The 20,538-nt window shown below is 67.8% G+C and carries 22 protein-coding genes; 7 read left to right on the forward strand and 15 right to left on the reverse strand.

Going from position 1 to position 20,538, the window contains the following annotated elements; translation table 11 throughout:
* Nucleotides 1-74 precede the first annotated feature (74 nt).
* Nucleotides 75-959 carry a hypothetical protein gene (locus KXD97_RS27685; protein WP_260754097.1) on the forward strand — a complete coding sequence of 295 codons (885 nt, stop codon included), beginning with the start codon at nt 75-77 and terminating at the stop codon, nt 957-959.
* 66 nt (nt 960-1,025) lie between these two features.
* Here KXD97_RS27685 and KXD97_RS27690 read toward each other — a convergent pair whose 3' ends face one another.
* Nucleotides 1,026-2,468 carry a glycine--tRNA ligase gene (locus KXD97_RS27690; RefSeq protein ID WP_396885531.1) on the reverse strand — a complete coding sequence of 481 codons (1,443 nt, stop codon included), beginning with the start codon at nt 2,466-2,468 and terminating at the stop codon, nt 1,026-1,028.
* A gap of 104 nt (nt 2,469-2,572) precedes the next feature.
* Here KXD97_RS27690 and KXD97_RS27695 point away from each other — a divergent pair, with 104 nt between their 5' ends.
* Entirely contained in the window at nt 2,573-2,866 is a 294-nt protein-coding gene (locus tag KXD97_RS27695; protein ID WP_396885533.1) for an ArsR/SmtB family transcription factor, read from the forward strand.
* On the forward strand, nt 2,863-3,258 hold the full coding sequence (locus KXD97_RS27700; protein WP_260754105.1) for a Fur family transcriptional regulator: 396 nt from the start codon (nt 2,863-2,865) through the stop codon (nt 3,256-3,258). The genes KXD97_RS27695 and KXD97_RS27700 overlap by 4 nt, the downstream gene beginning before the upstream one ends.
* Here the strand turns inward: KXD97_RS27700 and KXD97_RS27705 are convergent.
* From KXD97_RS27705 to recO, 4 genes are read right to left on the reverse strand one after another with little or no spacing between them, the layout of a single operon-like run.
* Complete coding sequence (locus KXD97_RS27705; protein WP_260754106.1) at nt 3,255-3,443, reverse strand: hypothetical protein; 189 nt, start codon at nt 3,441-3,443, stop codon at nt 3,255-3,257. The two genes, KXD97_RS27700 and KXD97_RS27705, sit on opposite strands and share 4 nt — an antisense overlap.
* A 10-nt stretch (nt 3,444-3,453) precedes the next feature.
* Entirely contained in the window at nt 3,454-3,861 is a 408-nt protein-coding gene (locus KXD97_RS27710) for a hypothetical protein (RefSeq protein ID WP_260754108.1), read from the reverse strand.
* A 7-nt stretch (nt 3,862-3,868) separates the two neighbouring features.
* On the reverse strand, nt 3,869-4,756 hold the full coding sequence (locus KXD97_RS27715; protein WP_396884582.1) for a decaprenyl diphosphate synthase: 888 nt from the start codon (nt 4,754-4,756) through the stop codon (nt 3,869-3,871).
* Nucleotides 4,698-5,525 carry a DNA repair protein RecO gene (recO, locus tag KXD97_RS27720; protein WP_260754114.1) on the reverse strand — a complete coding sequence of 276 codons (828 nt, stop codon included), beginning with the start codon at nt 5,523-5,525 and terminating at the stop codon, nt 4,698-4,700. The genes KXD97_RS27715 and recO overlap by 59 nt, the downstream gene beginning before the upstream one ends.
* Before the next feature lie 63 nt (nt 5,526-5,588).
* Between recO and KXD97_RS27725 the strand changes: the two genes are divergently transcribed.
* Nucleotides 5,589-7,115 carry an amidase gene (locus KXD97_RS27725; protein WP_260754116.1) on the forward strand — a complete coding sequence of 509 codons (1,527 nt, stop codon included), beginning with the start codon at nt 5,589-5,591 and terminating at the stop codon, nt 7,113-7,115.
* 76 nt (nt 7,116-7,191) lie between these two features.
* The gene (locus KXD97_RS27730) at nt 7,192-7,611 is read left to right on the forward strand and encodes a CAP domain-containing protein (protein WP_260758180.1); all 420 of its coding nucleotides are present in this window, start codon (nt 7,192-7,194) and stop codon (nt 7,609-7,611) included.
* On the opposite strand, the gene era is transcribed toward KXD97_RS27730, so the two are convergent.
* The 10 genes from era to hrcA form a co-directional block, all read right to left on the reverse strand.
* A complete protein-coding gene (gene era / locus KXD97_RS27735) occupies nt 7,612-8,529 on the reverse strand; it encodes a GTPase Era (protein WP_260754117.1) in 918 nt (305 codons plus the stop codon).
* On the reverse strand, nt 8,526-8,843 hold the full coding sequence (locus tag KXD97_RS27740) for a cytidine deaminase (protein WP_260754119.1): 318 nt from the start codon (nt 8,841-8,843) through the stop codon (nt 8,526-8,528). The genes era and KXD97_RS27740 overlap by 4 nt, the downstream gene beginning before the upstream one ends.
* A complete protein-coding gene (locus KXD97_RS27745) occupies nt 8,840-10,138 on the reverse strand; it encodes a hemolysin family protein (RefSeq protein WP_260754121.1) in 1,299 nt (432 codons plus the stop codon). The genes KXD97_RS27740 and KXD97_RS27745 overlap by 4 nt, the downstream gene beginning before the upstream one ends.
* Nucleotides 10,135-10,743 carry an rRNA maturation RNase YbeY gene (gene ybeY, locus KXD97_RS27750; RefSeq protein ID WP_260754126.1) on the reverse strand — a complete coding sequence of 203 codons (609 nt, stop codon included), beginning with the start codon at nt 10,741-10,743 and terminating at the stop codon, nt 10,135-10,137. Before ybeY ends, KXD97_RS27745 begins: the two co-directional genes overlap by 4 nt.
* 8 nt (nt 10,744-10,751) lie before the next feature.
* Nucleotides 10,752-11,807 carry a PhoH family protein gene (locus KXD97_RS27755; protein WP_260754127.1) on the reverse strand — a complete coding sequence of 352 codons (1,056 nt, stop codon included), beginning with the start codon at nt 11,805-11,807 and terminating at the stop codon, nt 10,752-10,754.
* Between the two features lie 77 nt (nt 11,808-11,884).
* A complete protein-coding gene (locus KXD97_RS27760) occupies nt 11,885-14,725 on the reverse strand; it encodes an RND family transporter (RefSeq protein ID WP_260754128.1) in 2,841 nt (946 codons plus the stop codon).
* Nucleotides 14,722-15,141 (reverse strand): MmpS family protein, encoded by a 420-nt coding sequence (locus tag KXD97_RS27765; RefSeq protein WP_260758181.1) that lies wholly within the window; start codon nt 15,139-15,141, stop codon nt 14,722-14,724. Before KXD97_RS27765 ends, KXD97_RS27760 begins: the two co-directional genes overlap by 4 nt.
* Nucleotides 15,142-15,252: 111 nt before the next feature.
* Nucleotides 15,253-15,993, reverse strand: a complete 741-nt coding sequence (locus tag KXD97_RS27770) for a 16S rRNA (uracil(1498)-N(3))-methyltransferase (protein ID WP_260754129.1) — start codon at nt 15,991-15,993, stop codon at nt 15,253-15,255.
* 18 nt (nt 15,994-16,011) lie between these two features.
* Entirely contained in the window at nt 16,012-17,160 is a 1,149-nt protein-coding gene (gene dnaJ, locus KXD97_RS27775) for a molecular chaperone DnaJ (protein WP_260754130.1), read from the reverse strand.
* A 52-nt stretch (nt 17,161-17,212) separates the two neighbouring features.
* Nucleotides 17,213-18,244, reverse strand: coding sequence for a heat-inducible transcriptional repressor HrcA (hrcA, locus tag KXD97_RS27780; protein WP_260758182.1), 1,032 nt, complete (start codon nt 18,242-18,244; stop codon nt 17,213-17,215).
* A 161-nt stretch (nt 18,245-18,405) separates the two neighbouring features.
* Between hrcA and KXD97_RS27785 the strand changes: the two genes are divergently transcribed.
* Both KXD97_RS27785 and KXD97_RS27790 read left to right on the forward strand, forming a co-directional pair.
* Nucleotides 18,406-18,717 carry a type II toxin-antitoxin system VapB family antitoxin gene (locus KXD97_RS27785; protein WP_260758183.1) on the forward strand — a complete coding sequence of 104 codons (312 nt, stop codon included), beginning with the start codon at nt 18,406-18,408 and terminating at the stop codon, nt 18,715-18,717.
* Between the two features lie 402 nt (nt 18,718-19,119).
* Nucleotides 19,120-20,523, forward strand: a complete 1,404-nt coding sequence (locus KXD97_RS27790) for a hypothetical protein (protein WP_260754131.1) — start codon at nt 19,120-19,122, stop codon at nt 20,521-20,523.
* Nucleotides 20,524-20,538: the final 15 nt, after the last annotated feature.

Genomic DNA, 20,538 nt, shown 5'->3' on the forward strand with positions numbered 1-20,538 from the left:
CCAACCGCGATTTCATCCACAGGCGGGCAGCCCGGCGCGCTGTGAAGCCGGGTCGCCGGCTGACGATCGTGACCATGAACGCGTTCGACGAGCTCTTCGACGCGCAGGGGGGCGTCGCGACATCCGGCCAGCTGCTGCATTTCTGCAGCCGCAGTCGGCTGGACATCGAGATCCGCGACGGCCGTCTGATCAAGGTGTGGCCCGGCGTGTACAGCCGGGTGGAACCGGACACGATGACAAGGCTGCGCGGCCTCGACCTGCGGGCCGGCGAGCCCGTCGCGATATGTCTCGGCACCGCGGCCGCCGCGTACGGCTTCGACACCGAGGACACCCGGGACATCCATGCGCTCAATCCGCCGAGACACCAACTGCGCAACTGCGACGGCCTCGTCGTTCACCGGCGTGACGGTGCCCCGTTGAGCGTGGCGGACGGCCGCCCGGCGACTGCAGCGGCGTGGACCGCCGTCGAGGTGGCACGGTCCCTCCGGCGGCCACGGGCGTTGGTGACGCTGGACGCGGCGCTACGCAGTAGAAGCTGCGACCGGCGGGAGCTGACGGTCGCTGCCAAGGCGCAGGCCGGTCGGCGCGGCATCGTGGCGGTGCGTGACCTCATCCCGTTGGCAGACCCTCGGGCCGAATCGCCGATGGAGAGCGAGGCGAGGCTGGCCATGATCGACGGCCGGCTGCCCGCACCCCTGTTGCAGCACGAGCTCGTCGACCGCAGTTGGCGGATGTGGCGCGTCGACTTCGCCTGGCCGGACGCCAGTCTCGCGGTCGAGTACGACGGGTTCGACTGGCACAGCGACCCGGAGCGGTTCGCCCGGGACCGTCAGAAACGAGCCGCACTCCAGGAGATCGGCTGGAGCATGCTGTCGGTGGTGTCCGACGACGTCCGCAACCACCCTGCGGTCATGGTGCGGCGCATCGAGAACGCGTTGATGCGGCGGATGGCGGCCTGAGCGTGCGTGAACTTCGTGATTTCGACGGCGTGTCCGCCACAGACACGCACGCTCGCGCCAAAAGCCTCAGCTGCCCTTGAGGCGCACCGCGAGGTAGTTCCACACCTCAGAGATTGCCACCCGCTCCTGGGTCATCGCGTCGCGCTCGCGGATCGTGACCGCGTGGTCCTCCAGCGAATCGAAGTCGACCGTGATGCAGTACGGGGTGCCGATCTCGTCCTGGCGGCGGTAGCGGCGTCCGATCGCGCCGGCGTCGTCGAACTCGACGTTCCAGCTCTGGCGTAACTCTGCGGCCAGATCACGCGCCTTCGGCGACAGGTCGGCATGGCGCGACAACGGCAGCACCGCGGCCTTGACCGGCGCCAGGCGCGGATCCAGCCGCAGTACCGTGCGCTTGTCGACGCCGCCCTTGGCGTTGGGAGCCTCATCCTCGGTGTAGGCATCGACCAAGAACGCCATCAGCGAACGCGTCAGGCCCGCTGCCGGCTCGATCACGTACGGCACGTAGCGGGTGTCGCTGGCCTGATCGTAGAACGACAGATCCACGCCGGAATGCTTTGCGTGCGTGGACAAGTCAAAGTTGGTGCGGTTCGCGATACCCTCCAGCTCGCCCCACGGGTTACCGGCGAAACCGAACTTGTACTCGATGTCGGTGGTGCCGTCGGAGTAGTGCGACAGCTTGTCCTTGGGATGCTCGAAGAGCCGCAGGTTGTCGCGATCGATGCCGAGGTCGACGTACCACTGCAGCCGGGTGTCGATCCAGTACTGATGCCACTCGGGGGCGGTCGACGGCTCGACGAAGAACTCCATCTCCATCTGCTCGAACTCGCGGGTGCGGAAGATGAAGTTGCCCGGGGTGATCTCGTTGCGGAAGCTCTTGCCGATCTGCCCGATACCGAACGGCGGCTTCTTGCGCGCGGTGGTGACCACGTTGGCGAAGTTGACGAAGATGCCCTGCGCGGTCTCCGGTCGCAGATAGTGCAGACCCTCCTCGGATTCGATCGGGCCGAGATAGGTCTTGAGCATCATGTTGAAGTCACGCGGCTCGGTCCACTGCCCCTTGGTGCCGCAGTCCGGGCAGACGATGTCGCTCATCGGCACCGAGTCGGGGTCACTGATCCCCTTTTTCTCGGCGTACGCCTCCTGCATGTGGTCCTGCCGGTGGCGCTTGTGGCAGTTCAGGCATTCCACCAGCGGATCGTTGAACACGTCGACGTGGCCGGAGGCCACCCACACCTGACGCGGCAGGATGATCGCGCTGTCCAGGCCGACGACGTCGTCGCGGCCGGTGACCACCGACTTCCACCACTGCCGCTTGATGTTCTCCTTGAGCTCGACGCCCAGCGGCCCGTAATCCCAGGCGGACTTGGTGCCGCCGTAGATCTCGCCGGACTGGAACACCAGCCCGCGCCGCTTGGCCAGGTTCGCAACGGTGTCGATGATCGAAGACGGAGCCACGGATTGACAGCGTAGCGAGGTCACCGGTGACGCCCGCGTCACATCCCCCATTGACATGCGCGGTCGTGCATGTATCGTGACACCTAATGAAAACCGTTTCCACTACGGCAAGTGTGCCCGACTTGCACATCCATGCCGGGACTCCGCCGGCCGAGATGCCGGCCCGCGCGGTCCTCGACTCGGCCGGGGATCTGCTGCGCGCCCTGGCCGCACCTGTACGCATCGCCATCGTGCTGCAGCTGCGTGAAGAGGCGCGCTGCGTCCACGAACTGGTCGACGCGCTGGACGTGCCGCAGCCCCTGGTCAGCCAGCACCTTCGCATCCTGAAGTCGGCCGGCGTGGTGGAGGGCTCCCGGTCGGGACGGGAAGTGTTGTACCGACTGGTCGACGATCACCTGGCCGAGATTGTGGTCGCCGCGGTCTCGCACACCGCCGAGGAGCCGCAATGACGGGCGTGATCCGCTCCACCCGGCAGCGCGCCGCCATCTCGGCACTGCTGGAGAACATCGACGACTTCCGCTCCGCCCAGGAACTTCACGACGAGCTCCGCCGCCGCGGCGAGGGCATCGGTTTGACCACGGTGTACCGCACGCTGCAGCAGATGGCGGCGGCCGGCGCGGTCGACACGCTTCGCACCGACACCGGCGAATCGGTGTACCGGCGCTGCTCCGAGCACCACCACCATCACCTGGTCTGCCGCGCCTGCGGTTCGACCGTCGAGATCCAGGGCGGTCAGGTCGAGACGTGGGCCGCCGAGGTCGCCCGCGAGCACGGTTTCTCCGACGTCAGCCACACCATCGAGATCTTCGGGGTCTGCAGCGACTGCGCAGACGGGAACTAACGCCGCTTCCGTCGCGCGCCGGCAACGGCGATGAGGACACCGCCGATCGCGATGATCGGTCCGAGTACAGACCAGGTCGTGGTGCTGCTCATCGGGCTCCCCTGCACCGCGCCGAACCCCTGCAGGGCGAACAGCAGGCCGAACAGCGCGACGACGACACCGACTACGATCATGGCGATGCGCATGTCCGCGACCCTAGCCCGTAAGGGCCTGTCGCACGTCGCTCCCGGTGGACAGCACCATCAGCACCAGCGTCCGCAGCGCGTCGTCAGTGAGTCCGGCGGCCGGAAAGTTGTAGCGCAACAGCACGTCACCGGTCTTCTTGGCGTTGCCCCGCGCAGCGCCGATCTTCTCGACCAGAGACACCGTGCCCAGCAGCGTGTCGTGCGCATGCTTGGCCACCTTGGCGCGAATCTTGTTGTCCAGCGGCAGGTCCCACGCCAGCACCTGGGTCAGCGCCACCAGGTCGAGGTCCTTGGCGATGGTGACCACCCGCAGCGACGCGAACGTCCCGTCGTGCTGCACCGTCAGCGCGCCGTCGTCCTCGCGGGTCACGGGAAGGATCTCGGCCAGCACGACCGCCAGGCGCTCCGACAGTTCCATCAGGCTCCTAGGCGCGCCCGAAGCGCCGGTTGCGGTTGACGTACTCCTCGCACGCGGCCCACAGGTCGCGGCGGTCGTAGTCCGGCCACAGCTTGTCCTGGAAGACGTATTCGGCGTAGGCGGCCTGCCACAGCAGGAAGTTGCTGGCCCGCTGCTCACCGGAGGTGCGGATGAACAGGTCGACGTCGGGGATGTCGGCCCGGTGCAGGTGCTTGGCGAACGCGGCCTCGCTGATCCGGGCCGGGTTGATCCTGCCGTCGACGGCCTCTTGCGCGAGTTCGCGCGCCGCCTCGACGATCTCGGTGCGGCCCCCGTAGTTGACGCAGTAGTTGATCGTGATGACGTCGTTGTCGACGGTCATCTGCTCGGCGATGTCGAACTCCTTGATCACGCTGCGCCACATTCGGGGCCGCGATCCCACCCAGCGCATCCGCACACCCATGTCGTTGAGGTTCTCGCGGCGGCGGCGCACCACTTCCCGGTTGAACCCCATCAGGAAGCGGACCTCTTCGGTGCTGCGCTTCCAGTTCTCGGTGGAGAACGCGTACACGGTGAGGTGCTTGATGCCGATCTCGATCGCTCCGCAGGTGATGTCGATCAGCACCGCCTCGCCCATCTTGTGGCCCTCGGTGCGCCCCAGACCGCGCTGGGTGGCCCAGCGTCCGTTGCCGTCCATCACGACGGCGACGTGGTTGGGCACCTGACCGGCCGGGATCTGCGGCGCGGCCTCCTTGGAGGTGTGCTGCGGCGGCCGGGCGAATTTGCCGTTGGTGTGCGGGGGCAGCTCGGGGAAGACGACCGGCCAGGTCGACTTGTCCGGGAAGGTCGGATAGTCGTCAGGCGCCGGGGGCAGCTGCGGGTAGCCCTTCTTCCGCTTGGTTGCCATGCGCAACATCCTGCCTGATGCCGCCGGCAGCCATCCGCTCTGCCCGGTAGACACGCTCCACCAGGGGCAAAGTCCGCAACTGCCGTTCCAGATGCCATTGCAGATGGGCGGCCACCAACCCGCTGGCCTGACTGCGGTGCGCCGGGGTGGAGATCTGCGCGTGCTCCCAGTCGCCTTCGTAGAGCGCGGCCATCAGATCCAGCACGCCTTGGGGCGGGGTCACCGACCCGGACGGCCGGCAGTGCACACACACGCTTCCGCCCGCGCCGACATGGAACGCCCGGTGCGGGCCCGGAGCCGCGCACCGCGCGCACTCGGTCAACGCCGGCGCCCACCCCGCGACCCCCATCGCGCGCAGCAGATAGGCGTCGAGGACGAGTTCGCGGGGACGGGTGGCGTCGGCCACCGCGCGCAGCGCGGACACGGTGAGTCTGTGCAGCGCCGGCACCGGGGCGCGCTCCTCCCCCGCGATCCGCTCGGCGGTCTCCAGCATCGCGCAGGCACAGGTGTAGCGGCCGTAGTCGCTGACGATGTCGGAGGCGAACGCGTCGATGGCCTGGACCTGGGTGACGATGTCCAGATTCCGGCCCGGGTGCAGCTGAACATCGATGTGCGCGAACGGTTCCAGCCGCGCACCGAACTTGCTGCGGGTGCGCCGCACGCCCTTGGCCACCGCCCGCACCAGACCGTGATCGCGAGTGAGCAGACTCACGATCCGGTCGGCTTCGCCGAGCTTGTGCTGACGCAGCACCACCGCCCGGTCCCGGTACAGACGCATCGGCCCAGTCTCCCACTGCCGGGGGACGATTTCCGGTTCGCAGCGCCGATATTCTCGTACGTGATGGCCGACACCGATTCCTCCAGCCCTTCCCGCCCCGTCTCCACTGCTTCCCCGCGCCGCTTCCCCACCCTGGGCAACCAGTTGTTCCAGCTCGCCAGCGGCACCGCCACCTCGGTCGACCTGGTGACCCGCTCGCTGGAGGCCATCGAGGCGAGCCAGCCCACGCTGAACGCGTTCCGGGTGGTGCTGGCCGAGCAGGCGCTGGCCGACGCGGCCGAAGCCGACCGCACCCGTGCGGCCGGCGTGGACCTGTCGCGGTATCCGCTTCTCGGCATTCCGATCGCGGTCAAGGACGACGTCGACGTGGCCGGCGTGCCGACCCGGTTCGGCGCCGACGGCGAGGTCCGTCCCGCCGCGGCCGACGCGGAGGTGGTGCGCCGGCTGCGCGCCGCCGGCGCGGTGATCGTCGGTAAGACCAACACCTGCGAACTCGGCCAGTGGCCGTTCACCAGCGGGCCGGCATTCGGACACACCCGCAATCCGTGGTCACGGGAGCACACCCCGGGCGGGTCGTCGGGCGGCAGCGCCGCGGCGGTGGCGGCCGGTCTGGTCGCCGCCGCGATCGGTTCCGACGGCGCCGGCAGCGTCCGGATCCCCGCGGCGTGGACGCACCTGGTCGGCATCAAACCTCAACGCGGACGCATCTCGACGTCGCCGTTGGCCGAGGCGTTCAACGGGATCACCGTCAACGGGGTGCTCGCGCGCACCGTCTCCGACGCCGCGCTGCTGCTCGATGCCGCCTCGGGCAATGCGCCCGGCGACCTGCACACCCCGCCGCCGGTGCGGGTATCGGACTACGTCTCGCGGGCGCCCGGACCGCTGCGTATCGCAAAGTCCACGAAGTTCCCGTTCACGGTGTTCCGCGCGGCCCTGCACCCGGAGATCGGTGCCGCACTCGACACCGTCGCCGACCAGCTCACCCAGCTGGGTCACACCATCGTCGCCGCCGACCCCGACTACAACCTGCGGATGTCGTGGAACTTCCTCGCCCGCTCGACATCCGGCATTCCGGAGTGGATGGATCGGATGGGTCAGGGCGTGCGGTGGGACGGACGCACCCGCTCCAACGCGCGGATGGGCTGGCTGCTGTCGCAGAACGTGCTGCGCAAGGCCCGCGCCCGGGAAGCACAGACCCAACAGCACATCGGCTGGATCTTCAACCTCGCCGATGTCGTCCTGGCCCCGACCACCGCGCTGCCGCCGCCGAAAGTGCACACGTTCGACGGCCTCGGCGGCCTGGGCACCGACCGGACGATGATCAAGGCGTGCCCGGTGACGTGGCCGTGGAACCTGTTGGGCTGGCCGTCGATCAACGTGCCCGCCGGCTTCACCTCCGACGGCCTGCCGATCGGGGTGCAGTTGATGGGCCCGGCCAACAGCGAACCGCTTCTGGTGTCGCTGGCCGCCGCGCTGGAGGCCCTCAACGGCTGGGCCGCTCATCAGCCAGAGGACTGGTGGACGCCCCAAGCCCCGGCGGAGACACCGAAAATCGCGGCTCCGGACCCGGTCACCGGTCAGGTCGCGTAACCTGCGCTCTGTGATCGTCTGCAGGCTCGCGCGCGCGCTGCCCGCCCTCGTGGTGGTCGGCGCGGCCGTGGCGGCGATGCCCGTGGCCCAGGCCGACAACCGGCGCCTCAACGAGAGCGTCGTCGTCAACGTCTACACGATCCAGAAGAACAACAACTGCGGCACCGAGATCAAGATCAACCCGCAGCTGCAGTTGGCCGCGCAGTGGCACACCAACGACGTCCTGCGCAACCGGGCACTGAGCGGCGACATCGGTTCCGACGGATCCACCGTGCAGGACCGCGCCAACCGTGCCGGGTTCGTCGGCACCGCCGCCGAAACCGTCGCGATCAACCCGGCACTGGCGATCAGCGGCATCGAGATCCTCAACCAGTGGTACTACCGGCCCGACTACATGGCGATCATGAGCAATTGCGCAAACACCGAGATCGGGGTGTGGTCGGAGAACAGCCTGGACCGCACCGTGGTGGTCGCGGTGTACGGCCAGCCTCGCTAGCTAAAAGCCAAGCCTGCCAAGCTGTTTGGGATCGCGCTGCCAGTTCTTCGCGATCTTGACGCGCAGATCGAGAAAGACCTTGGTGCCGAGCAGCTTCTCGATCTGAGTGCGCGCGGCCGTGCCGACCTCGCGCAGCCGGGCCCCGCCCTTACCGATCACGATGCCCTTCTGACTGTCGCGTTCGACGTAGAGAATGGCGTGCACGTCCATGAGCGGATCGTCCTCCGGGCGGCCCGGTCTGCGCTCGACCTCCTCGATCACCACCGCCAGCGAGTGCGGCAGCTCGTCGCGCACCCCCTCCAGCGCGGCCTCCCGGATGAGTTCGGCCATCAGCACTTCCTCGGGTTCATCGGTGAGCTCACCGTCGGGATAGAACGCCGGGCCTGCAGGCAACTGCGCGGCGAGCACATCGGTGAGCACATCGAGCTGTGTTCCCGAAGTCGCTGAGACGGGGACGATCTCGGTGTCCGGCCCGACCAGTTCACTGACCGCGAGCAGCTGCTCGGCGATGCGGTCCTTGGACACCTTGTCGATCTTGGTCACGATCGCCACCAACGTGGTCTTGGGGGCGACGGCGCGGATCTGCTCGTAGATCCAGCGGTCACCAGGACCGATCTTTTCGTCGGCCGGGATGCAGAGCCCGATGACGTCCACCTCGGAATAGGTGTCCTTGACCAGATCGTTGAGCCGCTGACCGAGCAGTGTGCGGGGACGGTGCAGACCGGGGGTGTCGACGAGCACGATCTGGAACTCGTCGCGGTGCACGATGCCGCGGATGGTGTGCCGGGTGGTCTGCGGCCGGTTCGACGTGATCGCGACCTTGGTGCCGACGAGCGCGTTGGTCAGAGTGGACTTGCCGGTGTTGGGTCTTCCAACGAAACAGACGAAGCCGGACCGGAATTCGGCGTCGGCCGTCACAGCGGATTACCCGCGCGGTCGGTGACGATGACAGCGGCACCGCAGGACAGCTCACGGACGGCGGCCACTCCGGCGTCGTCGGCCGAACCACCCACCAGCACGGCGGCTTCCAGCCCGGTGGCGCCGCTGGACACCGCCGCCGCGACGGCCGCCTGCAGAGCCGTCAGGCGCAGGGAGTCGAGGGCGACGGGCGCTCCGGCGTAGGTGCGGCCGTCGGCGTCGCGTACCGCGGCCCCGCTGCCCGCCTCGGCCCGGCCCATCGCACCCCGGGCCAGCACCACCAGCTTGGCGTCCTCGGGTTCGAGCGCGCTCATTCGTGTCCTTCCGCGTTCTCCGGCTGTGCTTCGACAGGACTGACCAATACGGTGCCCACCCGCACCCGGCCGCGCGGGTCCGGCCCGCCCTCGGCCCGAAGTCGCAGCCCGTCCCAGGTCACCTCGGCGCCCGGCAGCGGGACGCGGCCCAGTTCCAGGGCGACCAACCCGCCGACGGTGTCGACGTCGAGGTTCTCGTCGAACTCCAGGTCGTAGAGCTCGCCGAGGTCTTCGATCGACAGGCGGGCTGACACCCGATACTGCCCGTCGCCGAGGTCCTCGACCGGGGCGACCTCGTCGGTGTCGTACTCGTCGGCGATCTCCCCGACGATTTCCTCCAGCACGTCCTCGATCGTCACCAGCCCGGCGATCGCACCGTATTCGTCGACCAGCAGCACCATGTGGACGCGGTCGCGCTGCATCTCGCGCAGCAACTCGTCGAGCGGCTTGGAGTCCGGCACGAAGGTGGGCTTGCGCATCACCTCCGAGACCGGCGTGTCACGGCCGCGGTTGGTCGAGTAATAGGTGCGCTGCACCAGGTCCTTGAGGTAGACCACCCCGACGACGTCGTCGACGTTCTCACCGATCACAGGGATGCGCGAGTGGCCGCTGCGCACCGCCAGCGAGGTGGCCTGGCCCGCGGTCTTCTCGCTCTCGATCCACACCATCTCGGTGCGCGGGACCATCACCTCGCGGGCCGGGGTGTCGCCGAGTTCGAACACCGACTGGATCATCCGGCGCTCGTCGTCGGCCACCACACCGCGCTGCTGGGCCAGGTCGACGACCTCGCGCAGCTCGATCTCGGAGGCGAACGGGCCGTTGCGGAAGCCGCGGCCGGGGGTCAGCGCGTTACCGATCAACACCAGCAACCGGCTCACCGGCAACAGCAGCACCGAGATCGCCTGCAGCGGAAGCGCCGTCATCAACGCGATGGTGTAGGCGTTCTGCCGGCCCAGTGTCCGGGGGCCGACCCCCACCGCGACGAAGCTGATGACCGCCATGATCGCCGCCGCAGCCACCAGCCCCCAGGTCACGCCCAGGGTTCCGTCGAGGAACGCCGCCAGCAGCACCGTCGCACTCACCTCACAGGTGATGCGCAGCAGCACGATGAGGTTGATGTAGCGCGGCCGCTCGGCCATCACCCGGGCCAGGCGCACCGCACCCGGCCGTTCCTCGCGGACCAGCTCCTCGACACGGGCCATCGACACCGTGCTCAGCGCCGCGTCCATCGCAGCGAACAGTCCGCCCAGAAAGATCAGCACGATGGCGCTGATCAGTTGGCCGGCCGGGCTCACGGAGTGTCGCCGGGGTTCACGTCGGCGCCGTAGTTCACATCGTCGCCGTAGTTCACATCGTCGCCGTAGTTCACATCGTCGAAGTAGCGCGACTTGTCCAGCAGCCGGCGGTCTTTCTCGGTCTGCCGGTCCTGGTGATACGCCTGCACCTGGTCGGCGACCCACTCCTCGAGCAGTTGGCGCTGCAGCGCGAACATCTCTTTTTCCTCGTCGGGTTCGGCGTGGTCGTAGCCGAGCAGGTGAAGCACTCCGTGCACGGTCAGCAGGGCGAGTTCCTGACCGAGCGTGTGGCCCGCGTCGGCGGCCTGCTTGGCGGCGAACTCCGGGCACAGCACGATGTCACCGAGCATCGAGGGACCGGGTTCGGGCGCGTCCGGCCGCCCCCCGGGTTCCAGCTCGTCCATCGGGAAGCTCATCACGTCGGTGGGCCCCGGCAGATCCATCCAACGCATGTGCAGATCGGCCATGGCCGCGGTGTCGAGCAGCACCATCGACAGTTCCGCGGCGGGGTTGACGTCCATCTTGCGGATCACGAACCGGGCGACGCTGATGAGCTCCTCTTCGGAGACATCGACACCGGATTCGTTCGAGACCTCGATACTCATGAAAGTCGTTACCGCCGCGGACGTCCGGAGCCGGACGAACGCCGCTGCGCCCGGTTCATCAGGGTGGGTTCCTCGTATTTCGCGTAGGCGTCCACGATCTCGGACACCAGCCGGTGCCGCACCACGTCGGCGCTGGTGAGTTCGGCGAAGTGGATGTCGTCGATGCCGTCGAGGATACGCATCGCAGCGTGGAGGCCGGACGCCGCACCGCCGGGCAGGTCGACCTGCGTGATATCGCCTGTCACAACGATTTTCGAGCCGAAACCCAACCGCGTCAGGAACATCTTCATCTGTTCGGCGGTGGTGTTCTGCGCTTCGTCTAAGATGATGAACGCATCGTTTAACGTCCGGCCACGCATAAATGCCAGCGGAGCCACCTCGATCACCCCGGCGCTCATCAGCTTCGGGATCAGTTCGGGATCCATCATGTCGTGCAGCGCGTCGTAGAGCGGCCGCAGGTAAGGGTCGATCTTCTCGTACAGCGTGCCCGGCAGGAAGCCAAGGCGCTCACCGGCTTCCACCGCCGGGCGGGTCAGGATGATCCGGCTGACCTGCTTGCTCTGCAGTGCGCTGACGGCCTTGGCCATCGCCAGATACGTCTTGCCGGTGCCGGCCGGGCCGATACCGAACACGATCGTCTTGGCGTCGATGGCGTCGACGTAGCGTTTCTGGTTGAGCGTCTTGGGCCGGATCGTCTTGCCGCGCCGGGACAGGATGTCGAGCGTCAGCACCTCGGCGGGCGATTCGTCGCCAGTGCCGGTCAGCATCCCGACACCGCGCCGCACCGCGTCCGGCGTCAGCCGCTGCCCCGCGCCGACCACCTCGACCAGCTCGGAGATGACGCGCTCGGCGAGCGCGACGTCGGCGGGCTCACCGGACAGGGTGATGTCGTTGCCGCGAACGTGGATCTCGGCGGACAACAGCTCTTCGAGTTCGCGCAGGTTCTCGTCGGAGGATCCCAGGAGGCCCATGACGTAATCGGGCGGAACTGTGATGCTACTGCGGACCAGCGATCCAGAAGACGATTCAGATGCGGCCGAGCTTGCGTTCTCGCGGGGCGCCACGTGAGGTTTTCTGCCTGCTTCCTGGGTCGGGTATGGGAAACCCCAGTTTAGCGCCGCCCCCGGCGAGCGCCCAATGCTTATGAGCTGAGGCGTTCGCGCGGGGGGCGGGACCGAACCACCAGGGGCCACCAGAACCAGCGTCCCAGCAGCGTCGCGATCGAGGGCATCATGAACGCCCGCACGATGAACGTGTCGAACAGCAGGCCCAGGCCGATCGTGGTGCCGACCTGCGCCATCACCCGCAGATCGCTGACCACCATCGATGCCATGGTCAGAGCGAACACCACCCCGGCGACCGTGACGACGCTGCCGGTGCCGCCGATCGCACGGATAATGCCGGTCTTGATCCCTGCCGGGATCTCCTCCTTGAACCGGGACACCAGCAGCAGGTTGTAGTCCGAACCGACGGCGATCAGCGCGATGATCGACAGGGCCAGCACCATCCAGTGCAGTTCGATGCCGACGATGTGCTGCCAGATCAGGATCGAGATGCCGAACGACGCGCCCAGCGACAGCGTCACGGTCCCCACGATCACCAGCGCGGCGACCAGACTGCGGGTCAGCACCAGCATGATCATCAGCACCAGACACAGCGCCGAGATCACCGCGATCAGCAGGTCGTAGCGGGAGCCGTCAGACATGTCCTTGAACGTCGCGGCGGTGCCTCCGAGCTGGATCGTCGCGTTCTCCAGCGGGGTGCCCTTGAGCGCCTCGATCGCCGCGATCTTGATCGGCTCGACGCGCTGCAGCGCCTCCTCGGTGGTGGGGTTGCCGCGGTGAGCGATCAGCATCCGCACGGTCTTGCCGTCGGGCGAGAAGAAGCTCTCCATCGCCCGCTTGAAGTCCTCGTTCTCGAACACCTCGGGCGGCAGGTAGAACGAGTCGTCGTTCTTCGCGGCGTCGAATGCCTTGCCCATTTCGGTGGAGTCGCGGGTCAACTCGTCCATCTGGTCGTAGAAGCCGCCCATGGTGGCGTACGTCGCCAGCATCATCTGGCGCATGCTCTCCATGGTCTCGATCATCGGCGGGAACGTGGCGAGCATCTCCGGCAGCAATGCCTTCATCTCGTCCATGTTCAGAACGGCCTTGTCGAAGGTGTCGGTCATCGTGCCGATGCCGTCCATGGAGTCGAACAGCGACCGAAACGACCAGCACAACGGGATGTTGTAACAGTGCGGTTCCCAGTAGAAGTAGTTGCGGATGGGCCGGAACTGGTCGTCGAAGTTGGCGACCATGTCACGCAACTGGTGGACGGTGTCGCGCATGTCCGTCATGTCGTCGATCATCACGGTGGTGATGTTCGAGAACTTCGTCATCAGGCCGTACATCTTTTTCATCGTCGCGATGGTCTCGCCGATGTCGTCGGCCTGGACGCGCATGTCGGCGATGCGGTCCTTCATCAGCTTCATGTTCTGCTGCTGGCCGACCCCCTGCATGCTGATCAGGAACGGGATCGACGTGTGTGCGATGGGCGCCCCGTCGGGCCGGCTCGGGGCCTGTACCCGGGCCACCCCTTCGACGTTGAAAACGCGTTTGGCGAGCCGGTCGAGGATCAGGAAATCCGACGGGTTCCGCAGGTCGCGGTCGGCTTCGACGATGAGCACCTCGGGGCTCATCCGTGAGAGCGAGAAGTACTTGGTGGCCGCCTGCAGACCGGCGTTGGCCGGGATGGACTCGGGGATGTAGCGGGTGTCGTCGTAGCTGGTCTGGTAGCCAGGCAGCGCGGCCAACCCGATCAGCGCCAGCGCAAGGGACGCCACCAGAATCGGCCCGGGCCAACGGACCACGGTTGCACCGACCCGCCGCCACGCCCGGATCCGCATGGCGCGCTTGGGTTCGAGCAGCCCGAAGCGGCTGCCGACGGTGACGATGGCCGGTCCCAGGGTGAGCGCGACCGCGACACCGGCGAGGATGCCGACCGCGCACGGCACACCCATACTCTGGAAATACGGCATCCGGGTGAAGGACAGGCAGTACATCGCGCCGGCGATGGTCAGACCGGACCCGAGCACCACGTGCGCGGTGCCACCGAACATCTCGTAGTAGGCCGCTTCGGGGCTCGCCCCCGACGCACGGGCCTCCTGGTAGCGGCCCACCAGGAAGATCGCGTAATCGGTGCCGGCCGCCACGGCCAACGAGATCAGCAGGTTCACCGCGAACGTGGAGAGCCCGATGATCTGGAAGTGGCCCAGCGCCGCCACCACGCCGCGCGCGACCGACATCTGAACGCCGACCATGATCAGCAGCAGCACCACGGTGGCCACCGAGCGGTAGAAGAACAGCAGCAGCACGATGATCACTGCGAACGTGACGAGCAGGATCAGCGCCATGCTGCTCTCGCCGGCGATGTTGACGTCGGCGGTCAATGCCGCGGGGCCGGTCACGTGCACCTGCACGCCGGGCGGCGGAGGCGATTCGGCGACGATCTCGCGCACGGCCGCGACCGACTCGTTGGACTTCGTCTCGCCCATGTTGCCGGCCAGGTTCAGCGCGACGTACGCGGCGTGGCCGTCGGTGCTCTGCGCGGCGGCCTCGGTGAGCGGGTCACCCCACATGTCCTGGATGTTGCGGACGTGATCCGGTGCGGCTTCCAGCTTTTCGATGAGCCGGTCGTAGTAGGCGTGCGCATCGTCGCCGAGCGGCTGGTCGCCCTCGAGCACCACCATCGCGATGGAGTCGGAGTCCGATTCGCCGAAGAGCCGGCCCATGTCCGACATGGCCTTCATCGCCGGCGCATCGCTCGGGCTCATCGACACCGCGTTCTGGGCGGCCACCACCTCCAGCTGCGGCACCAGCAGGTTCAGCGCCGCGACCAGAAGCACCCAGCCCAGGATGATCGGGACCGCGAGCCGGCGGATCCAGCGGGCAACGGGCGTCGGGTCCTGCAGGGACCGACCGGGGTGGGCCGACGCTCTCATGCCGACTTCGTGAAGCAGTAGACGTAGGCGGTCACGTTGTAGGCGGTCCGTTCGTCTTTGACGATGTCGTCGGCCAGGATGCGGCAGCCGATGAAGTCACCGTCACCCTGGGCCACCACGTTGCCGACCATGGCCGGGGAGTTCGTCTCGACCTCGATCGACCACGGCAGCGCGGCACCGACGACCTGATTCGGATCGCCCTGGTCGTCGATGTAGTTGATGTCGGCGGTGGCCCCGGGCTCACCGAAGATCTCGTAGCGGACGATCTTCGGGTCGGAGCGGTTGGCCTCCTCGGACATGTTCCCCGCATAGGTGGGCAGTTGGTGCGAGCCGAAGATGTTGCGGATCCGCCACACCGAGAAAGCTCCGACCACGAGGACGATCACCAATACGAGCGGTATCCACGCTCTGGTCAGACGGGTGAGAATCGGGAGTCCTTCGAGATCGGCGCAGCCCTCAGGCCCTTACAGTCAGAGGGAAGGCTAACCTATCTAAATTCCGGGCGGACGACTACCCCCCGGGGGTGTCTAGGACCAGCGGCCGGTCAGCGCGCCCAGCGCGCCCAGCGCGACCGCGGCGGCCGTGGAGGTGCGCAGCACCGTGGGGCCGAGCCGCACGGCGACCGCACCGGCCGCGGTGAGCGCGGCCAGCTCGTCGTCGGCGACCCCGCCTTCCGGGCCGACGATCAGGGTCAGTGAATCCGCTTGAGCCACCGGCATTTCGGCGAAGGATCGGGTGGCAGACTCGTGCAGCAACAGCACCGTGCCGGGTGCGGCGTTGCGCACCGACGCGACCAGGTCGCGGGTGGACACCACGCCGTCGACCGCGGGGATGCGGGGTCGGCGCGACTGCCTGGCCGCCGATCGGGCCACCGCGCGCCAGCGTCGTAACCCCTTGTCCACCTTCGCGGCGCCGTCCCATCGCGCCACGCAGCGCGACGCCTGCCAGGCGAGGAACGCGTCCGCCCCGGCCTCGGTGGCCAGCTCGACGGCCAGCTCCGAGCGGTCGGATTTGGGCAGGGCCTGCACCACCGTGACCGCCGGCGCCGCAGGCGGGGCGACGCGGCGGTCCAGCACCCTGGCCGTCAGCCGTCCTTTGGCGACGTCCTCGACGATGCAGTGCGCGATCGCCCCGGCGCCGTCGGCGAGGTCGAGCTCCTCCCCCGCCCGGGTCCGGCAGACGGTGGCGGCGTGATGTCCCTCTTCGCCGTCAACGATGGCGAGGTCGCCTGGGGCGGGAACGACGTCGACGTAGAAGAGACTGCGCATCGGGACGGCGGCGCGGGATCAGCGGCCGGTGAACGTCTCACGTAGACGCGAGAACAGCCCGCCGCCGTGCGAGGAGGCACTGCCGTTCTGGGCCGAGCGCACCTCCGCCTTGTCCTTGGTGCGTTCCCTGAACGCGCGCAACAGTTCGATGTCCTCATGGTCGAGCCGGGACGGCACGACCACGTCGATGTGGGCGTGTAGGTCGCCGCGCACCCCGGAGCGCAGGTGCGGCATACCGTGTCCGCGAAGCGTGGTCACTGACCCGGGCTGGGTGCCCGCGGCAATGGTGATCTCGGTGGGGCCGTCGAGGATCGCGTCGACGGTGACCGTCGTACCGAGTGCGGCGTCGACCATCGGCACCGACACCGTGAAATGCAGGTCGTCACCGTCACGGACGAACACCGGGTGGGGCTTCTCGTGCACCTCGACGTAGAGGTCGCCGGCCGGACCCCCGCCCGGCCCGACCTCACCCTGGGCGGCCAGCCGCACCCGCATGCCGTCGCCGACACCGGCGGGGATCTTGACGCTGATCTCGCGGCGGGCCCGCACCCGTCCGTCACCGGAACACCGGTTGCACGGGTCCGGGATAACCTCGCCGACCCCACCGCACACCGGGCACGGCCGTGAGGTCATCACCTGACCCAGCAGCGAGCGCTGCACGGTCTGGATCTCCCCGCGTCCGCCGCACGTGTCGCACGTGATCGGGGAGGAGTCGCCGTGGGTGCCCTTGCCGTGGCAGAGGTCGCACAGGATGGCGGTGTCGACGGTGACCTGCTTGGTCACGCCCGTCGCGCACTCCTCAAGGTCGAGGCGCATCCGCAGCAGCGAATCGGAGCCGGGCCGGACGCGACCGACCGGTCCGCGTGAGGTGGCGCCGCCGCCGAAGAACGCCTCGAAGACGTCGCCGAGACCACCGAACCCGGAGAACCCGCCGCCGCCGGCCGACGCGGATTCCAGCGGGTCGCCGCCGAGATCGACGATGCGCCGCTTCTCCGGATCACTGAGGACCTCGTAGGCGGCGCTGATCTCCTGGAAGCGGGCCTGGGCGCCTTCGTCCGGATTGACGTCCGGGTGCAGTTCGCGGGCGAGCCTGCGATAGGCGCGTTTGATCTCCGAATCACTCGCGCCCTTGCTCACTCCGAGCAACCCGTAATAGTCGCGTGCCACGCTCAACCTTTCCCACCCCACCGATCCGCGTAAACCCGTTCAGGGCGCGCGGTCAGCGGTTTCCTAAGACTTCGCCAATATAGAGAGCAACTGCGGCGACGTTGGCGATGGTTCCCGGATAGTCCATCCGTGTGGGACCCAACACACCCATGCCGCCGAACACCTTGCCCGCGCTGCCGTACGCCGTGCTGATCACCGAGGTTCCCGCCATCTCCTCGGCCTCGGTCTCGTGACCGATGCGCACGGTCACCTTGCCCGCCTCCTGCTGTTTGGCCAGCAGGCGCAGCACCACCACCTGCTCCTCCAGCGCCTCGAGCACCGACCGCAACGAGCCACCGAAGTCGGCGGTGTTACGCGTCAGGTTCGCCGTGCCACCCAGCAGCAGCCGCTCCTCGGTATGTTCGACCAAGGTCTCGACGAGCACGGTTGCGGCTCTGCCGACTGCGTTACCCAGGCCGTCGTGCTCGTTGAGGTTAGACGCCAGGTCCGACACCGCGATCGAGGCCGCCGTCAGGGGCTTGCCTTCGAGGGCCTGGCCCAGCAGGTCGCGCAGCCGCGACAGCTGCGCGTCGTCGATCGCGTCGCCGAGTTCGACGATGCGCTGATCGACGCGGCCGGTGTCGGTGATCACGACCAGCAGCAGCCGCGCCGGCGTCAGCGCCACGACCTCCAGACGCCGCACCGAGGACGTGGTCAGGGTCGGGTACTGGACGACCGCGACCTGACGGGTCAGCTGCGCGAGCAGCCGCACCGCCCGGCGCAGCACATCGTCGAGGTCGACACCGGACTCGAGGAACTGCAGGATCGCTCTCCGCTCCGCCCCCGACATCGGTTTGACGTCCTCGAGCCGGTCGACGAACTCGCGGTAGCCCTTCTCGGTAGGCACCCGCCCCGAACTGGTGTGCGGCTGGGTGATGTACCCCTCGGCCTCCAGAACAGCCAAGTCGTTGCGCACGGTTGCGCTCGATACGCCGAGGTTATGACGTTCCACGAGAGCCTTGGATCCGATCGGCTCCTTCGTGGCGACGAAATCGGCGACGATGGCCCGGAGAACCTCGAAACGACGTTCGTCGGCGCTGCCCATTTGTTCACCCACCTGAAGAAGTCACGTACCGGTCGCGTTCATTTTACGGCGGACCCCGGATGCGGGTCGGTCGAGCGGCCGGGCGACACGGTCGTCGGAGGCAGGCTAACCTAACGAACCAGGCAACAATCACGGGGGCAATGGGCAGCAAAGGCGCGTCGATGATCTTCAAAGGGGTTCGCGATGGCAGGCCCTACCCTGACCACGGTCTGTCGCACCGACAGTGGGCCCAGATCCCGCCCCGGCAGATCCGGCTCGACGAACTCGTCATGACGACCACGGTGCTGGCGCTCGACCGGCTGCTGTCCGAGGACTCGACGTTCTACGGCGATTTGTTCCCGCACGCGGTCAAGTGGCGCGGCAACGTCTACCTCGAAGATGGACTGCACCGCGCGGTGCGGGCCGCCCTGCGCAATCGCACCGTCCTGCACGCCCGGGTGTTCGACATGGACGTCGCTTCGCAGGCCACCTGAGCCCGTCTCCGTCAGAAACAGGCTTCAGCAATCTCTCGCCGTACGACGTCAGCAGATTCGTAGCAACAATTCTCCGCCCACCCGTCCCCCGGCCGCCCGGCGTCCAGGCGGCGCTCCTAGCAGACTCACGCAACCTCTGCGGCGAAGTGCGCGACACACTGCCGCGTTGCCCATTCGCCCGTTCGCCCACAACCCCGCAGCTCATCGATTACCTTTTAGGTTAGGCAAACCTATTGCGAGGGTCACATCCCTCCGTTAGCATCCACCAATCTCACAGGAGATACATAGGAAATACATAGCTGACAGGGGAAATGTGTGAAGCAAGACCTTCGTGTCCCGGTGCCGGGATGCGTGTACGACACCGGGCGCGCTCCAGCGAGCCACCGTCGCAGCAAAGCGTTCATGGCGAGTGTTGCGGTCGCCGGCGCCGGCGTTCTGGCCGTCGCCCCCACACTCGACACGGCGGCATCGACCGTCCGTCCGCACGCACACGTGACGGCTCACGAGTTGTCGGCGTTCGAAAACCCCCTGGCGCTGTGGGGGACGACGATCTCGAACTCCCTGACCACCGCGGGTGGGCTGGGACACAACATCGTGGCGCAGACGACCGCGCTGGGACAGGCGCTGGGTAACCCCGCGCTGCACGCCGAGATAATCGAGGTCCTGTTCTCGTCGGTGACCAATCCACTGCCGTTTCTCACCGAGACGCTGAAGTTCCCGTTCACCTACGGTGCCCGGATCGGCGCGGGACTCGAGGCCGCCTCGGCGGCCTCGTGGGGTGCGCTCGCGAAGCTGCCCGAGGCGATCGTCACCGCGGCGGGCTTGCTGCTGCAGGGCCAGTTCCTGGCGGCATACGGTCAGATCAACCACTGGTTCCTGGTCGACGCCCTCTCAGAGGGCAGGGCCGGTCTGCTCGATGCCCTCCGCGTTCCCGGCGACTTCCTGGAGTCCATCGGGTTGCACCCCCTAGCCCGAATCCTCGGCACGTCGTGGATGGACGAAGGCACCGCCGGACCCGGCTACGGCCCTGGCCTGCTGTCGCGCGGTGTGATCGGCAACCTCGGTCGGGCCCTGTTCGCACCGCCGATCACAGCGATCTTCCAGACCGTCGAGATCCTGGACCGAGCACGGGAAGCGCTGTTCTCAGGCGATCTGGTCACGTTGGCCAGCGAGGTCGTCAACGCCCCGGCCAAGATCCTCAACGCGTTCCTCAACGGCTACGTGCCTGCCTTCGTCGACGACCCCGACAGTCCTTTCCCGCCCGACGGCCCCGGCCGGAACTTCCCCGGCCTGTTCTCCCCCACCGGCACTCTCGACTTCCTCTTCGTCCAATTGCCGCGGGAGATCGCCCGGGCGCTCAATCTGCAGCGCCCGCAACCGGAGCCCGAAGCCGACGCCTCGGCGAGCACTCCGACCACAGAGGTGTCGTCGACCTCGGCAGCCTTCTCCGACGACGCGGCGACTTTCACGATCGACACGGCCGGGTCGGGATCAGCCACCGAGGCCGAGGACGCCGGCGCCCCGGAGGTACCCGCCGACACGGACACGGTGACCGACACCGACGGTCAGGACGTCGGTGACGGCACCGAGCCCGCCGTCAACACTGACGGGGACGACGTCGACGGCGCACCTGTCGGCGAGGACGACACCGACAGCGCGGACGACGTGGCGAGCGACGAATCGGGCGGCGACGACGCGCCCGCCGCTGGTGACGACGACGAGTCGGCGGCAACCGCACCCGGGTCGGACGCCGGTGCAGGTACCGACGGTGACTCCGGATCCGGCGGATCGGACAGCACCGAGTAACCGGCGTTGACACGA

The organism is Mycobacterium sp. SMC-8, assembly GCF_025263565.1.
Taxonomy (GTDB): domain Bacteria; phylum Actinomycetota; class Actinomycetes; order Mycobacteriales; family Mycobacteriaceae; genus Mycobacterium.

Bases quoted from the DNA above. Each gene is read 5' to 3' on its own strand.
- KXD97_RS27685 (WP_260754097.1), top strand. From the start codon at position 75: ATGAACGCGTTCGACGAGCTCTTCGACGCGCAGGGGGGCGTCGCGACA.
- KXD97_RS27690 (WP_396885531.1), bottom strand. From the start codon at position 2,468: ATGGGGGATGTGACGCGGGCGTCACCGGTGACCTCGCTACGCTGTCAA.
- KXD97_RS27695 (WP_396885533.1), top strand. From the start codon at position 2,573: ATGCCGGCCCGCGCGGTCCTCGACTCGGCCGGGGATCTGCTGCGCGCC.
- KXD97_RS27700 (WP_260754105.1), top strand. From the start codon at position 2,863: ATGACGGGCGTGATCCGCTCCACCCGGCAGCGCGCCGCCATCTCGGCA.
- KXD97_RS27705 (WP_260754106.1), bottom strand. From the start codon at position 3,443: ATGCGCATCGCCATGATCGTAGTCGGTGTCGTCGTCGCGCTGTTCGGC.
- KXD97_RS27710 (WP_260754108.1), bottom strand. From the start codon at position 3,861: ATGGAACTGTCGGAGCGCCTGGCGGTCGTGCTGGCCGAGATCCTTCCC.
- KXD97_RS27715 (WP_396884582.1), bottom strand. From the start codon at position 4,756: ATGTTGCGCATGGCAACCAAGCGGAAGAAGGGCTACCCGCAGCTGCCC.
- recO (WP_260754114.1), bottom strand. From the start codon at position 5,525: ATGCGTCTGTACCGGGACCGGGCGGTGGTGCTGCGTCAGCACAAGCTC.
- KXD97_RS27725 (WP_260754116.1), top strand. From the start codon at position 5,589: ATGGCCGACACCGATTCCTCCAGCCCTTCCCGCCCCGTCTCCACTGCT.
- KXD97_RS27730 (WP_260758180.1), top strand. From the start codon at position 7,192: ATGCCCGTGGCCCAGGCCGACAACCGGCGCCTCAACGAGAGCGTCGTC.
- KXD97_RS27740 (WP_260754119.1), bottom strand. From the start codon at position 8,843: ATGAGCGCGCTCGAACCCGAGGACGCCAAGCTGGTGGTGCTGGCCCGG.
- ybeY (WP_260754126.1), bottom strand. From the start codon at position 10,743: ATGAGTATCGAGGTCTCGAACGAATCCGGTGTCGATGTCTCCGAAGAG.
- KXD97_RS27760 (WP_260754128.1), bottom strand. From the start codon at position 14,725: ATGAGAGCGTCGGCCCACCCCGGTCGGTCCCTGCAGGACCCGACGCCC.
- KXD97_RS27770 (WP_260754129.1), bottom strand. From the start codon at position 15,993: ATGCGCAGTCTCTTCTACGTCGACGTCGTTCCCGCCCCAGGCGACCTC.
- hrcA (WP_260758182.1), bottom strand. From the start codon at position 18,244: ATGGGCAGCGCCGACGAACGTCGTTTCGAGGTTCTCCGGGCCATCGTC.
- KXD97_RS27785 (WP_260758183.1), top strand. From the start codon at position 18,406: ATGATCTTCAAAGGGGTTCGCGATGGCAGGCCCTACCCTGACCACGGT.
- KXD97_RS27790 (WP_260754131.1), top strand. From the start codon at position 19,120: ATGGCGAGTGTTGCGGTCGCCGGCGCCGGCGTTCTGGCCGTCGCCCCC.